Below are 12,637 nucleotides of genomic sequence, written 5' to 3' on the forward strand. Positions count from 1 at the left end.
TACATCGAATTCTGGTACAATCGCAAACGCCTCCACTCGGCGGTGGGTTACCGCCCTCCGCGCGAAGTCCACGCCGAGTACGAGAAGTTGCGAATAGCCGCGTGAAATAAACGGTCAGAAGCCTGTCCGGAAAACGCGAGGCCCCTCAGTGACGGACGTCCGGAAGGCGCTGGACACCGCCAGGTCGATCGGTACAGCGCCGCCTCTGCGGTCCTGGATAGCCGACGAACGGCGCCCGGGCGCCGCAGACACCGACCGGTACGTTCGGGAGACCGTCGAGACGTTCTGGCATCAGACCGGCACCGCCCGGATGGGTAACGACGACATGGCTGTTGTCGACTCCCGGTTGCGGGTTATCGGGTGCCGGGGCCTCCGGGTCGCGGACGCCTCCGTGCTACCGCGAGTGCCAGTGGCCAACACCATGGCGCCGAGCGTGGCGGTCGGCGAGCAGGCCGCTCACTTCCTGGTCGGAGACCAGTGAGCTCGTGCTGGTCCTGCGGGAACCCTCGGGCCTGCTGAGACGGGCTGTGTGGCCAGGTCGGTATCGCTGTGAGCATGTCACGGTGAGGTGGGCAGGTGCCGGTCCAGACCCCGAGCGATCAAACCGAACACCCCACCAGACCCCACTCAACAAGCCCACACCCGACCATCGCCTGAACAACAACTCCCAACCAGAACACCGGACACCAGGCCAGAGCACCAGAGCACCACACGCCTTCAAAATCAATGCACCGTCACAACGACGCGAGGCCGGGAAACCGGCCTCGCGTATGCCGGGGAGCTGTCGCAGGAGCGTATGGAAGCGTTGGACGCCATCACCCCGGATGGGCCCCGGACGGGTGGGACGTGGCCTGGCAGCGGTGTTACCGGCTCACCCTCGCCCACGTCCGCGCCGGCGGCACCCTCCCGGCCGCGGCGGCAGGTGGGCTTATCGTCCAGGGCGAAGACCTCGGCACCTGGATCGCTGCGCAGAAGGCCGGATGGGAGCAGCTGACGCCCGCGCAGAAGTTCCTGCTCGAGAGCGTGGGTGTTGACACTGCGGATGGGGGTGAAGCCGCGGTGTCTGGTCGGCGTAGCCAGGACGAGCGGTGGGCGGTCAATCTTGCCGCGGCCCACCAGTTCCATACGCGTGAAGGGCATCTTCGGGTGCCCCGCAAGCACGTCGAAACGATCCGCCAGGGCGGAGGCGACAACGGCGAGGACGGTCAGGAAACGGTCGTGAAGCTCGGAGCCTGGATCGACAACACCCGGCGCAGGGCCGCCAAGCTCAGCCCACGACGCCGCGCTGACCTGGATGAGTTGGGCATGCACTGGTAGCAGCTGGCTGGCACCCCCTGAGCCCTCTCACCCCAACGCGCTGCCACTCTCACCCGATGTCACCGAACTGCCGCGCACGCCGCCCCACCGAGCTCATGAAGGCGGTCCACCCTCGCGTTTGCGGGGAGTGGACCGCCACTTCAAGCGGGGTGATCTCCTCCTGAGCAGCCGCACCTCGCCGGCCGTCTCCAACTCCTCCGCCTCGCACCCGCCGACCACGACCTGCTCTGGCAACGCCTGGCAATCCGCTGACCCAACCCACTCCCCTCGCTGCCCAGCCCTGACAGGACAGGCCGACAACTCCGTACCTCAGCCGCCGGATCCCCATCGCCCCAGACGCGAGGCGGCCCGGAGCCGAGCACCCCCGACTCGGGTCACGGCCCCGGCAGGGACGGACCACCACCGCGGGCCGTCCCGCCCCCTCCACGCCTTCCCGGGCCGCCAGAACCCGACCACCCGCGTCGGGCCGAGAACCGCCCCCACCCTCGCCGTCACCCACACCCCCCCACCCCACCCGCCCCACCCACCCCGCCCGCAGCCGGCACCGAGGCTGCGGCACACAGCCCTCACCCCCCAAAAAAACCCGCACCCCTCCACCCCCACAGCCCCACCCGGCCACACCCAACCCCCCACCACCCCGTCTCACCGCCCTCCCCCACCCACAGCGGCGCACACCCGGCCCCCGCCACCCGCCCCGCACCTCAGGCGAACGCCGTCTCGATCTGCCGGCCGAGCGCGGCGAAATCGGCGGGTGCGCCGACGGCGGTGAGGGTGGCATAGCCGATGAGCGCGGCCAGGGCCGCCTCGGCCCGGCTGCTGTCCGCCGCCGTCGCCTCCGCGGCCCCGCCACCGCCCCCGCGGTTCCTCGCGTACAGGCCCGCCAGGTGGTCACGCAGCGCGGCGTGCCGGGACACGGCAACGGCCGCCAGCTCCCCGGAGGTCGACGCCTCGGCCCAGATCTGGACGACCAGGCGTGCATGGTCCACGGACGCACCAGGCGGCGTCACATAAGACATCAAGCGGCGCAGCAGCTCTCCCGGCGTCTCGTCAGCGGGAAAACCACCGCCCTCGGTGCCGTCCCGCCCGCTCACGATCTCGGCCACGAGCGCGGCCTTGCTGGGGAAGTACCGGTAGAACGTGCCGGTCGACAGCCCCGACGCCTTGACGATGGCGGCCATTGGCGCGGCGGCGAATCCCTTCTCAGCGAACACGGCGCGCGCCGCTTCCACGATGCCTTGGCGGCGGGCCTGCAGGTACTCCTGGCTGACCCTGGGCACAACTCCTCCTTGCATCACGGGACATGACGGGCGGTCACCGGCAAGCGCGCTGCTAAACTAAAGTGAGCATTCATTCATTTAGGAGTGACAGTGCGTATTCTGTTCAGTGCCGTTCCCGCGGGTGGTCATGCCCTTCCGTTGTTACCTTTGGCCACAGCGGCACGCGCCGCAGGCCATGAGGTCGCCATCCTAAGCAACACCGAGACGGCTCCCCTGCTGCGGCCGTTCCCAGTGCTCACCGCGGGTCCCACGCTGGAGGCACAGATGACGGAGACCCAGCGGCGCACCGGGCTCCATCCCGCCCAGCCCGGCCCCGCCGCCGTCGAGATGTTCGCCGGCACCAGGGTCGACCTCACCTACGACGAGGCGCAGCGCGAGGCGACCGCGTTTGCTCCGGAGTTGATCGTGTGTGAACCGTTCGACTACGTCGCACCGACGATCGCCTCCGCGCTGGACGTGCCCTGGGCGGCGCTGGGCATCAGCGGCAGCGTGCCCACCGAGCTGACCTCCGCGCTGCGCGGGCGCTGGCAGCAGCAGCTCGAGCGGTACTCCCTGCGAGCGACACAGCGCCTCGCCTACCTCGACCCCTATCCGGCCTTCCTGCGGCAGGAGGGCGAGGAGCCGGAGCCCGACGCCATCGCCGTACGGCCGGTCGCGTTCGACCGCGAGGACGACGTCTTCGAGCTCCCAACGTTCCAGGAGGAGGACCGTCCCCGGGCGCTGGTGACCTTCGGTACGAGCGTCATCGACCCCGAGGCGCAGGAGGCGACGGCCCGTTCCCTCGCCGACTCCGGGTTCAACGTGATCGTCGCCGGGTCACCCACGCCGGGGCGCGCCGCCGGCCACGTCCACCGCGCCGGCTTCGTCCCGCTGGCCCGTGTGCTGCCGTGGGCCGATGTCCTGATATCGGCCGGCGGCACCGGTACCGTCCTCGCCGCGCTGGCCACCGGCACACCGATGGTCGTTCGGCCCTTCCACGCCGACCAGCCGTGGAACGCCGAACGCCTCACCCGCGCCGGCGTCGCCGAAACCATCAGCGCCTTCCACGACGCCGGCCCCACAGCCGCCAAGATCATGGCCACGCCCTCCTACCAGGAGGCCGCCGCACAGGCGGCACGAGAGGTGAGCACGATGACACCGGTCTCCGAGATCGTTCCCATCCTGGAGACCGCGGTCCTCCGGCACAGCAGCGAGCGTCGCTGACTTCCTGATCCGGAGCTTTGTGCAAGCCTCCGGGGATCGGTCACAGTAACCAACCCCCAAGGCGACCGCCGTGGCCCGGGGCGCAGGCCGTAAGAACGGTCCGTGCCGCAAGAGGACCAGGCCAGCGCCCCGCGCACGGCCTCCATCCCGACCAGCCCATCACTTCCCACACCCTGCAGAGACGATCGACCCGCCTGGGCACCCCCAGCACCAGCACGGCCCGCAACGGGGCGTGGCCGGCCATGGTCGGCCACGCCCGCTGGACGACGCTCGCCGACCTCCTCGGCCTCGCCGACAGCACGGCCCACAACTGGCACAAGCTCAACGGGAGAGACCGCGCCAGCTACCTCGCCAACCGACCCAAAGCCTCTCAGGCACCCACCGAACCCGCGTAGGGCCCAGGTGCACCGCACTTGACCCTGTACTGGACCACCACCCACCCCCACCCGCCTGCACCCAACAACCGCAGACCAAACCCCCCGTCACCGCCACCGCAGCACTCCGAAACAGACCCTCCCCTTCTCACAAAACCCTCACACCCCAGCCCACACCCCACCCACCACACCAACTACGGCACTATCAAGCACACCTGCCTGGAGAGGGCAGGGCATCCGCCAGGTGACGACGCAGAGGCGTGGCGAGTGATCGTCAAGACCTGTGGACCTGCTGATCTCGGTTTCGGTCGGGTGACGTGAGCGCGACGAGCTCGATTTCGAAAGCGTCGTCGTTCTCCAGGTAGGCGGCGTAGTGCTGTCCACCGCCGGCGTACGGGTGCCGCTCGGGGAACATCAGGTGCCAACCGTGTCGGGCGGCGTCGGCTGCCAGCTTCTCGACCATGGCGGCGTCCTCGACGTGGAAGGCCAGGTGGTTCAGTCCCGGGCGGCGGCGGTCGTGCTGTTGGGCGGTCAGGTCCGGGGACTGCTCGATGACCAGGTAGGTCGGCCCGAGCCGCCAGCTGCGGCCGCCGTCCCAGCTTTGGAAGAGGGTGTACCCCAGCGCCTCCAGCAGCCAGCCGAGCGAGGCGAGCGCGCGGTGGAGGTCCGCCACCCACAGCTCGACGTGATGCAGCGTGCCGTGCGTTGGCCGGCTCATGCCGCGACCGCATCGGGACGCTGGACGAGGTGGCCGCCATCGGCCGCGGTAGTGGCCTTCCTCGGCGGGCGGTAGCCGTTGCGGACCACGGGTCGCCGCCCGGTCTCGTCCCGCCGGCCGGCCAACTCGGCTACGTGGGCGTTGGCTTCGACCTTCAGAGCCGCCGCGGGCATCCGCCGCGCGCCCTCCCGGACGATCTCGTCGATCAGGGAGCCGTTCGGCGTGGTGCCATCGTCGTTGACGACGCTTTGCACGGGCGTGCCTTCCCGGCCGGTGCTGCGCACACCGGCCTCCTCGATGACCATCAGTCGATCACCCGGGACGGTACGCCCTTCGCGTGCCCCCCGGGCCCGATCCAGGAGGTCTTGAGCATGCCTTGGGCGGCGGCTTGTGCCGTGGAGTGCGCCTCTGGCATGACGACAGCCCGGGGTCCCGGCGCCTATGGTCCCTCCGTGCGCATCGGTGCATTACCCGCAGCCCGTCTACGCGGCGTGGACGGGCGTCTTGTCGACACGGTGCTGGCCGTGGCGCTGGGGACGGCTGCGGCTGTGGTCGGCCACCAGTACCACCCCGTGAGCTGGCCGCGGTTCGACGCGCTTGCCTATGTGCTGAGCATGATGGTCAGCCTGCCGCTCGCGTTGCGCAGGGTCGCCCCCCTGCCCGTACTGGTGGCGTCCTGCCTGGCGTTCACCGGCTATCTGGCCGCCGGCTACCAGCCCTCGCTGAACTTCTGGGGTCCGGTGGTCGCGCAGTACAGCGTCGCCGCCCACCGTCCTGCGCGGGCGGCTGCCGTGGCCGCCGCCCTGACCGCGGCCGTCGTCTTCTACAGCGGGATGGCCGCTCGTGAACTCGGTGTCCTGGTCGCCGTGACGCAGGCCCTGGTCGTACCGGGCGTGGTGTGGATGTTCGGCAACGGTGCCCGTCTGCTGGCGGAGCGCAACCGTCAACTGGCGGCCGTCACCGCACAGTTGCGTCGTGAACAGGAGTGGCGGGCCAGGCAGGCGGTCGCCGAGGAACAGCGGCGCATCGCTCGGGACTGCATGACGTGGTCGCGCATCACATGTCGGTGATCAGTGTGCAGGCCGGTATGGCGGGCTATGTCTTCTCCTCGGCGCCCGACACCGCCCGGACGGCTGGGGACGATCACCGAAACCAGCCAGGAGGCGCTGCGGGAGCTGCGCCGGATGCTGACGCTGCTGCGATCCGCATCGGACGACGCCCCTGCGGAAAGCGGCGATCCGGCGTCCTATGCGCCCATGCCGGGGCTGGCCCAGGTGCCGCAGGTGGCCGAGCGGGTGAGGGCCGCAGGCGTTCCCGTCGAGGTACGGACAGCGGGAGCAGCCCGGCCTTTGCCTGCCGGTGTGGAACTGTGCGCCTACCGCATCGTGCAGGAGGCGCTCACCAACGTCATCAAGCATGCCTACCCCGCCCGCGCCACGGTGCTGGTGGAGTATCAGCCGCACCGGCTGGTGATCACGATCAGCAATGACGGCCGACGGGAGCAGCCCGTTGGGGCCAACATTTCCCGGCCGTCCGGACACGGCTTGATCGGCATGCGGGAACGCGCCAGGCTCTATGGCGGATCAGTGGACGCCGGCCCCCGGGCCGAAGGGGGATTTCGCGTGTGCCTCACTCTTCCCATCCCAGCTGAATCCGCCGGCCAACAGGGAGAGCCGCCGCCGGCATGACCACAGTGCTCGTGGTCGACGACCAGGACCTGATCCGGGCCGGTCTGGTGGCAATGCGCTGCACACACCCCACCTCACGGCTGCCGACCTCCGGCGCCGCCTGCGAGACGCCATGACCGCCGACCCGGCGAACCACACCCGTTCAGAGCACCAGCTGCCGTGGTCGCAGGCGTGATCGGGCCAACCACGCCCGCCCCGCACGGTGGGCAGCCGTGGCGCAGATCCGATGCGCAGCCTGCGTGCGGTTGCACAATGCGGGGCTGCGCAACGGATCGAGGGGCCTGCGCAGTCGGGCGGGGTGCAGCGGGTGCACAGGCCGGCCGTGGAGCCGGATGTCCTCGTGTGCAGAGCCAGGTGTGCCGATGCGCAGGGCGCCCCCCCGGGGGGGTCTGGAGGTGTCGTTGTGCGCACCCCCGCACGGCGCCGGCTGCGGGTGGGCCAGAGCGGTGTTCGCGCCATCCGTCAGCGGCATGCCCACCTATGACGCGAAAAGCGCCGGCAGACCCACCCTGGGTCTGTGGTCGGTCTGCGGGTCGACCCGGCCACCTACCCGACCACCAGCCTCGTGTCCCCTCGTGACCATGACCGTAGTCCCCCACCGGCCCTCCCCTCCGCTGCGCCAGCCCCCCGCCCCCGCCACCGTCGACCAAGGGGCCTTTCAGATGATTCGGGCCGGGAGGGTCAACGTCCGGCGCTTGCCCGCGTTCAGCAGAGCACCGGGTCACACGACCCAGGACGGTCACCGGCTCCGGGGAGAACGCCGACGTCCATGCGGCTCGGCGCCGATTCAGTCGATATCGACGCGCCAGCCTTCCTTCCCGTCCCAGGTGAGGACCGCGATATAGGCCGGCGTGCTGACGCCCCAGGTCGCGGTGGCTTCGTTCGCATCGCGCAACTGCACCTGGAAAACCCGCGCCTGCGCCAAGGACTGTTCGCCGGATGACGATGACGACATCTTCTCGGCGATGAAGTTCTCACACGATCCATAGGGACCGGAACGGGCACGCAGGTACGAGTCGTCGGACACCAACCGGCATGCGCCGGCCACATCGCCGCTCCCGGCTCGATGCAGATACGTGAGAAGGACCTGACGCGCCGCCGACGTACTCCTGCTGGGGCCGCTCGAGCGCGTCACGATGATCACGGCAGTGATCAGGACGACGAGTCCGGCAGCCGCCCCCATCAGCAGCCGCCTTCGACGCAGCAACATCCTCACCCGACTGCCCTGGGACGCGGACGGAGCGTCGTGCGGCAAAGCAGCGGGCGGCTGCGGCGGCATCGGCGGCGGGAACCCGCTCCCCGCGCTCACGGGGCTTTCCCCGAGACGCCACCCAACCATGAACTACCGCTTAAGAACACTTGGCCTACAGCCTCTAGCAGCCGGAGTACTTCTTGATGGTCACCGTGGCGCTCGGGCCAACCCGGAAGTTCCCGTTGGTGGCCTCGAGGTACGCGTCGGCGTGCACCTTCATGCTGGAGTACGGCGCGTTGCAGGGGATCTGGAAGGTCTGTCCGAACTGGCGGTTCGTGACCCAGCACGGCAGCGGATCGCTTTCGAGCTTGCCCTGTCCGTCCTCGGACCACAGCTCGACGTAGAGCGTGCACTGCGCGTTGTTGGTGTACTGGTTCACCGAGTTGACGTACACGACCCCCTGCACGTCGTAGTTGGTGCTCAGGGTGTCCGCGCACACCCCGATGCTGACGCCGTCGACCGAGTGGGTCTTGCAGGTCGAGGCCGCGCTCGCGGGCGTGGTCGAGAAGGGCACGACCGCGGCGGCGGTCAGCGCCGCGAGGGTGATGCCGGCAAGACGGTTCTTGTTCACCGTTCCTCCTGAAAGGGTCGAGGTGCGCCACCGCGGGTGTGTACCGGGATCGGCCGTGGCTGTTCCCGGCGGGGCGGTGCCGCAAGGGCCGGTCCCCAAGTTCTTGGGCATCGCAGCGTTAGGGCGGCCGACGCGCCTCCCGTCCTGCGGTCGCCGTGGATGCAGGGACCGACGCCGATTCCACTGCCGGGCACCTTTGACCACAAGGGATCAAGACGCCGATGATTTGACCGCGGTCAATCACGCTTTAAACGGACCAGATGTGAGGGCAGCCGGTGAACGACACACGCGGGCAACGACGGCGGGGGCGTCCGGAATTACCCATCCGCCCGCACGACGGCCCGGCCGCGGCGATGGCCGTCGAACTGCGCAGGCTGCGCGAGCGCGCGGGGCGACCCAGCTACCGTGAGATGAGCGTGCGAGCGCACGTCTCGCCCAGCGCGTTGTCCGAGGCGGCACGCGGCCAGCGCTGGCCGAGCTGGACGGTGGTCGCCGCCTACGTGGCCGCGTGCGGCGAAGACCCAGCCTCCTGGCGATCACGCTGGGAAGCACTGCGCGTCGGCGACGAGCAAGCCGCTCCCGCAACAACGGACCCTGTCCAGCCCGAAAGGGAGCAGCCGCTGGACGGCGCCGATCGGGCGGCAGCCGGGCCCACACCGAGCGAACCGGCCTCACGGCGGCGGCAGATCATGGTGCTGGCGGGAACCGCAGCCCTGGCGTTGACCACCGCAGTGCTCCTGGGCCTGAGCGGCCGCCCTGCCACTCGCTCAGACTCTGCCGCCGCTGCCCCGCGGCCCTCACCAACGCAGGCGAACACTCCCGCAGCGCACGTACCCATCCGCCGCCGCGGCACTCTCGTCCTGACCGCCGGTCACGTAGCCGACCTCGACTCCACCGCGTCCACCTGGGCCCAACAGAGCGAACCGGGGCCGCCCCAAGCGGACGTCTGGTTCGGGGCCCAAGACCGTGCCCTGCACGGAGTCGGCAACAACGACATCGCAGTCCTCCCCCAGAACAGCCCAGGCGGCTTCTGGGCCTGCGCCCTCGACCAGGACTACGGCGCGACCCTCCACGCCGCCGACATCCGCGCCGGGCGCATCCTGTGCGGGCTCACCGCCACCAACCGCGTCGCCCAGATACGGGTCACCTCCGTGCACCACGACACCGCCGGCCAGCCCGACCGGATCACGCTGGACATCACGGTGTGGGCGCCCGCCCACAAGACCTGACCGAAAGGCGGCGCGGCCGCCACGGCAGCCTCCACCACCCAGCAGACGACGCCCGGACCGGCCCTCCGCCGCGTACACGAGGAGAACAACAGCGTGGCCACCGCCTCGAACGAATCGTCCGGCGGGACCAAGACCCTCACCCACCCTCGCCCCCGCGCGGCCATCGTCGCCCCTCTCACCCTCAACGGCACCATCATCGACACCGGCACCGAGCCCTACCGCCTCACCCAGACCATCTTGTCCGGCATCAATGCCAGCGGGGTGGCGCGGAAGACGCTGGTGTAGGCGGTGATGGTCGCCTGCGCGTACTGCCACCACAGCTCGTCGATACAGCCGATCGCCTGCCACAGCGACAGCAGGCCAGGCTTCTTCTCCCTGACTGCACAGCTTCCCGTGAAAGAGGCACAGAGCATCAACGCCGCCCAACTGCTCGTCGCGCAGGGCACCTTCGGCGTCCTGGACAGCGGAGACATCCCCGCCGACACCGCCGACTGGTCCAACGGGCTGGCCGCACCCACGGCGCACGGCGCCATCATCCTCACCGGCATCCACACCGGCGACGTCCAGGTCACGGCCCAACCACTCCACACCCCGTTATGTTCTTCGCGGTCCTGCAAGAGGGCCGCTGGCCTCCGGGCCCGGTATGACTGTGTCCCCCTGTCGATGGCATGACCTGGGGGGTGGTGTCGCCGCGGTCCGGGGGTGTTCGTCGGAGACGCTGATCAGAGGTCCGGCCACCGCCCGGTCCGGCGCAACGCCGGACAGTTCGCGGGCGGCAGGTCTGCATAACGTGGATGCGCGAGCACGACACCCGAGCCGAGGCCGGCACCGTCAACACCCCGGAAAGGGCACGATGTTCGAGATCCAAGACGTGGGCGTGTTCCTCGGCCTGGACGTCGGCAAGAGCGCTCACCACGGTCATGGGCTCACCCCGGCCGGGAAGAAGGTCTTCGACAAGCCGCTGCCCAACAGCGAACCCAAACTGCGGGCCGTCTTCGACAAACGGACCGCGAAGTTCGGCACCGTCCTGGTGATCGTGGACCAGCCCGCCTCGATCGGGGCCCTGCCGCTGACCGTCGCCCGGGACGCGGGCTGCCGCATCGCCGACCTCTACCCCGGCGAGGCCAAGACCGACGCCAAGGACGCGGCCGTCATCGCGGACGCCGCCCGGACGATGCCGCACACCCTGCGCTCGCTTGCACTGACCGACGAGATCACCGCCGAGCTGACCGTCCTCGTCGGCTTCGACCAGGACCTCGCCGCCGAGGCCACCCGCACCTCCAACCGCATACGCGGCCTGCTCACCCAGTTCCACCCCTCCCTGGAACGCGTCCTGGGCCCGCGCCTGGACCACCAGGCCGTCACCTGGCTGCTGGAGCGATACGGCTCCCCGGCCGCCCTGCGCAAGGCCGACCGCCGCAGACTCGTCGAACTGATCCGTCCGAAAGCGCCGCGCATGGCCGCCCGGCTGATCGACGACGTCTTCGAAGCCCTGGACGAGCAGACCGTCGTCGTCCCCGGCACCGGCACCCTGGACGTCGTCATCCCCTCCCTGGCCGCCTCGCTCGCCGCCGTCCACACCCAGCGCCGGGCGATGGAGGCACAGATCAACAGCCTGCTGCAGGCCCACCCTCTTTCCCCGGTCCTGACGTCGATGCCCGGCGTCGGCGTCAGGACCGCCGCCGTCCTGCTGGTCACCGTCGGCGACGGCACCAGCTTCCCCACCGCCGCCCACCTCGCCTCCTACGCCGGCCTCGCCCCGACCACGAAGTCGTCCGGGACCTCGATCCACGGCGAACACGCACCCCGAGGCGGCAACCGGCAGCTCAAACGGGCGATGTTCCTGTCCGCGTTCGCCTGCATGAACGCGGACTCCGCCTCCCGCACCTACTACGACAAGCAACGAGCCCGTGGCAAAACCCACACCCAGGCCCTCCTGCGCCTCGCCCGCCAACGCGTCAGCGTCCTGTTCGCCATGCTCCGCGACGGCACCTTCTACGAATCCCGAACACCGAAGGACGTCGAACTCGCCGCATAACCCCAGCAACCCCGAACCACCCCAAACCCGACAGGGGAGCCTTGACGAAGGACATAGAGGCACCCCCCAGACTGCCCACCCACGGCGATCCGCGCCCCGCTCCCTGCCTGATGACGCAACAGGCAGGGGGCGGATGGCCTACCGAACGCTGTGGCACCGAGCCCACGAACGCAGGTGGAGGAACGACCAGCGACGGACGGCGCTCAGGCTTCCAGACGATCCAGCCAGGCGTCCTGGCCGTCCGCCAACGGGAAGGCCAGGGGCAGCGGCTCGAAACGGCAGTGGAACGTCATGCCGTTGTCGCGCCCCGCGCCTGTCACGTGGTGGTCCCACGCATCCGGGACATCTGCGTTGTCGTCCACCTCCAGTTCGAAGAAGGTGGTGTGGCGTGGGAAGCGGCGGATCGGGTGCGGCGTGTGCTCCTGCGCGAGGGGGCGCAGCACCCGCACGCAGGCCAGCCCGCACTCCTCCACGACTTCCCGCAATACCGCCTCTTCCAGCGGCTCCTGCGGGGCCACACCCCCCGCCGGGACGTGCGTGCCGGGCGGCAGGTCCGCGTCGTGGTCGAACACGAGCAACTCCACCGACCGTCCCGCGCGCCGGCGCAGGACGTAGGCAGCCACCCGGATACGCAACGTCAACTCCCGCATTCCCGCAGCGTAGGGGTTACAGACCACCCCGTCTCCATCGCCCGCCGCGTCGTCTATCTGGTCACGGGTGAGAGCGGACGACTATCTGCCCGACACCCCTCTGATCCACTGCCCTGGATCGCATCCCCGGCTCGCCTGGAGCTGGTCGATCCCCAGTCGGATGGACCTGCGGTAGCCCTTGGGGAGGTTGATGTCGTCGAGTTCCCCAGCGTGGAAGAACGCCAGGTCGGCGTGTTCCGTCCCGAGGGCGAGCGAGACGTCGTCAACGGGGCGCGCCAGATAGCTGGTCACGGCGACGCGTCCCTTGCCCGGGATGTCGT

The 12,637-nt window shown here is 69.9% G+C and carries 16 protein-coding genes and 1 pseudogene; 10 read left to right on the forward strand and 7 right to left on the reverse strand.

Annotated features, from left to right (window positions below; genetic code table 11):
- Nucleotides 1–148 precede the first annotated feature (148 nt).
- Nucleotides 149–481, forward strand: coding sequence for a GMC oxidoreductase (locus ACWCQ1_RS50590; protein WP_451029942.1), 333 nt, complete (start codon nucleotides 149–151; stop codon nucleotides 479–481).
- A 365-nt stretch (nucleotides 482–846) separates the two neighbouring features.
- Nucleotides 847–1,317: a helicase associated domain-containing protein gene (locus tag ACWCQ1_RS50595; protein ID WP_451029943.1), complete on the forward strand. Its 471-nt coding sequence runs from the start codon at nucleotides 847–849 to the stop codon at nucleotides 1,315–1,317.
- Nucleotides 1,318–2,018: 701 nt separating this feature from the next.
- Here ACWCQ1_RS50595 and ACWCQ1_RS50600 read toward each other — a convergent pair.
- Nucleotides 2,019–2,594, reverse strand: coding sequence for a TetR/AcrR family transcriptional regulator (locus ACWCQ1_RS50600; protein ID WP_358610946.1), 576 nt, complete (start codon nucleotides 2,592–2,594; stop codon nucleotides 2,019–2,021).
- 264 nt (nucleotides 2,595–2,858) lie between these two features.
- On the opposite strand from ACWCQ1_RS50600, the gene ACWCQ1_RS50605 reads away from it, so the two are divergent.
- Both ACWCQ1_RS50605 and ACWCQ1_RS50610 read left to right on the forward strand, forming a co-directional pair.
- Nucleotides 2,859–3,797, forward strand: coding sequence for a glycosyltransferase (locus ACWCQ1_RS50605; RefSeq protein WP_451029944.1), 939 nt, complete (start codon nucleotides 2,859–2,861; stop codon nucleotides 3,795–3,797).
- Between the two features lie 242 nt (nucleotides 3,798–4,039).
- Nucleotides 4,040–4,192, forward strand: coding sequence for a hypothetical protein (locus ACWCQ1_RS50610; protein WP_358610940.1), 153 nt, complete (start codon nucleotides 4,040–4,042; stop codon nucleotides 4,190–4,192).
- 253 nt (nucleotides 4,193–4,445) lie between these two features.
- Here ACWCQ1_RS50610 and ACWCQ1_RS50615 read toward each other — a convergent pair whose 3' ends face one another.
- Together ACWCQ1_RS50615 and ACWCQ1_RS50620 are read right to left on the reverse strand one after the other, a co-directional pair.
- On the reverse strand, nucleotides 4,446–4,889 hold the full coding sequence (locus ACWCQ1_RS50615) for a VOC family protein (protein ID WP_451029945.1): 444 nt from the start codon (nucleotides 4,887–4,889) through the stop codon (nucleotides 4,446–4,448).
- 41 nt (nucleotides 4,890–4,930) lie between these two features.
- Nucleotides 4,931–5,143, reverse strand: a pseudogene (locus ACWCQ1_RS50620) (IS256 family transposase); the annotation flags it as partial.
- 237 nt (nucleotides 5,144–5,380) lie between these two features.
- Between ACWCQ1_RS50620 and ACWCQ1_RS50625 the strand changes: the two are divergent.
- A complete protein-coding gene (locus tag ACWCQ1_RS50625) occupies nucleotides 5,381–5,959 on the forward strand; it encodes a DUF7134 domain-containing protein (protein ID WP_451029946.1) in 579 nt (192 codons plus the stop codon).
- 114 nt (nucleotides 5,960–6,073) lie between these two features.
- Nucleotides 6,074–6,577, forward strand: coding sequence for a sensor histidine kinase (locus tag ACWCQ1_RS50630; RefSeq protein ID WP_451029947.1), 504 nt, complete (start codon nucleotides 6,074–6,076; stop codon nucleotides 6,575–6,577).
- A 787-nt stretch (nucleotides 6,578–7,364) separates the two neighbouring features.
- On the opposite strand, the gene ACWCQ1_RS50635 is transcribed toward ACWCQ1_RS50630, so the two are convergent.
- Together ACWCQ1_RS50635 and ACWCQ1_RS50640 are read right to left on the reverse strand one after the other, a co-directional pair.
- Nucleotides 7,365–7,886, reverse strand: coding sequence for a hypothetical protein (locus tag ACWCQ1_RS50635; RefSeq protein WP_358610931.1), 522 nt, complete (start codon nucleotides 7,884–7,886; stop codon nucleotides 7,365–7,367).
- Nucleotides 7,887–7,950: 64 nt separating this feature from the next.
- Nucleotides 7,951–8,400, reverse strand: a complete 450-nt coding sequence (locus ACWCQ1_RS50640; protein ID WP_358610928.1) for a hypothetical protein — start codon at nucleotides 8,398–8,400, stop codon at nucleotides 7,951–7,953.
- A 275-nt stretch (nucleotides 8,401–8,675) separates the two neighbouring features.
- Here ACWCQ1_RS50640 and ACWCQ1_RS50645 point away from each other — a divergent pair, with 275 nt between their 5' ends.
- From ACWCQ1_RS50645 to ACWCQ1_RS50660, 4 genes are all read left to right on the forward strand, one after another.
- Entirely contained in the window at nucleotides 8,676–9,629 is a 954-nt protein-coding gene (locus tag ACWCQ1_RS50645; protein ID WP_451029948.1) for a helix-turn-helix domain-containing protein, read from the forward strand.
- Nucleotides 9,630–9,722: 93 nt separating this feature from the next.
- Complete coding sequence (locus ACWCQ1_RS50650; protein ID WP_451029949.1) at nucleotides 9,723–9,914, forward strand: hypothetical protein; 192 nt, start codon at nucleotides 9,723–9,725, stop codon at nucleotides 9,912–9,914.
- Between the two features lie 108 nt (nucleotides 9,915–10,022).
- Complete coding sequence (locus tag ACWCQ1_RS50655; protein ID WP_358610923.1) at nucleotides 10,023–10,301, forward strand: hypothetical protein; 279 nt, start codon at nucleotides 10,023–10,025, stop codon at nucleotides 10,299–10,301.
- Nucleotides 10,302–10,482: 181 nt separating this feature from the next.
- On the forward strand, nucleotides 10,483–11,667 hold the full coding sequence (locus ACWCQ1_RS50660; RefSeq protein ID WP_451029950.1) for an IS110 family transposase: 1,185 nt from the start codon (nucleotides 10,483–10,485) through the stop codon (nucleotides 11,665–11,667).
- A gap of 203 nt (nucleotides 11,668–11,870) precedes the next feature.
- Here ACWCQ1_RS50660 and ACWCQ1_RS50665 read toward each other — a convergent pair whose 3' ends face one another.
- Nucleotides 11,871–12,317 (reverse strand): NUDIX domain-containing protein, encoded by a 447-nt coding sequence (locus tag ACWCQ1_RS50665; protein WP_358611332.1) that lies wholly within the window; start codon nucleotides 12,315–12,317, stop codon nucleotides 11,871–11,873.
- 81 nt (nucleotides 12,318–12,398) lie between these two features.
- Nucleotides 12,399–12,637: hypothetical protein (locus tag ACWCQ1_RS50670; RefSeq protein WP_451029951.1), on the reverse strand; the 239-nt coding region annotated here is incomplete at its 5' end.

It is taken from the genome of Streptomyces sp. NPDC002144, assembly GCF_053593695.1.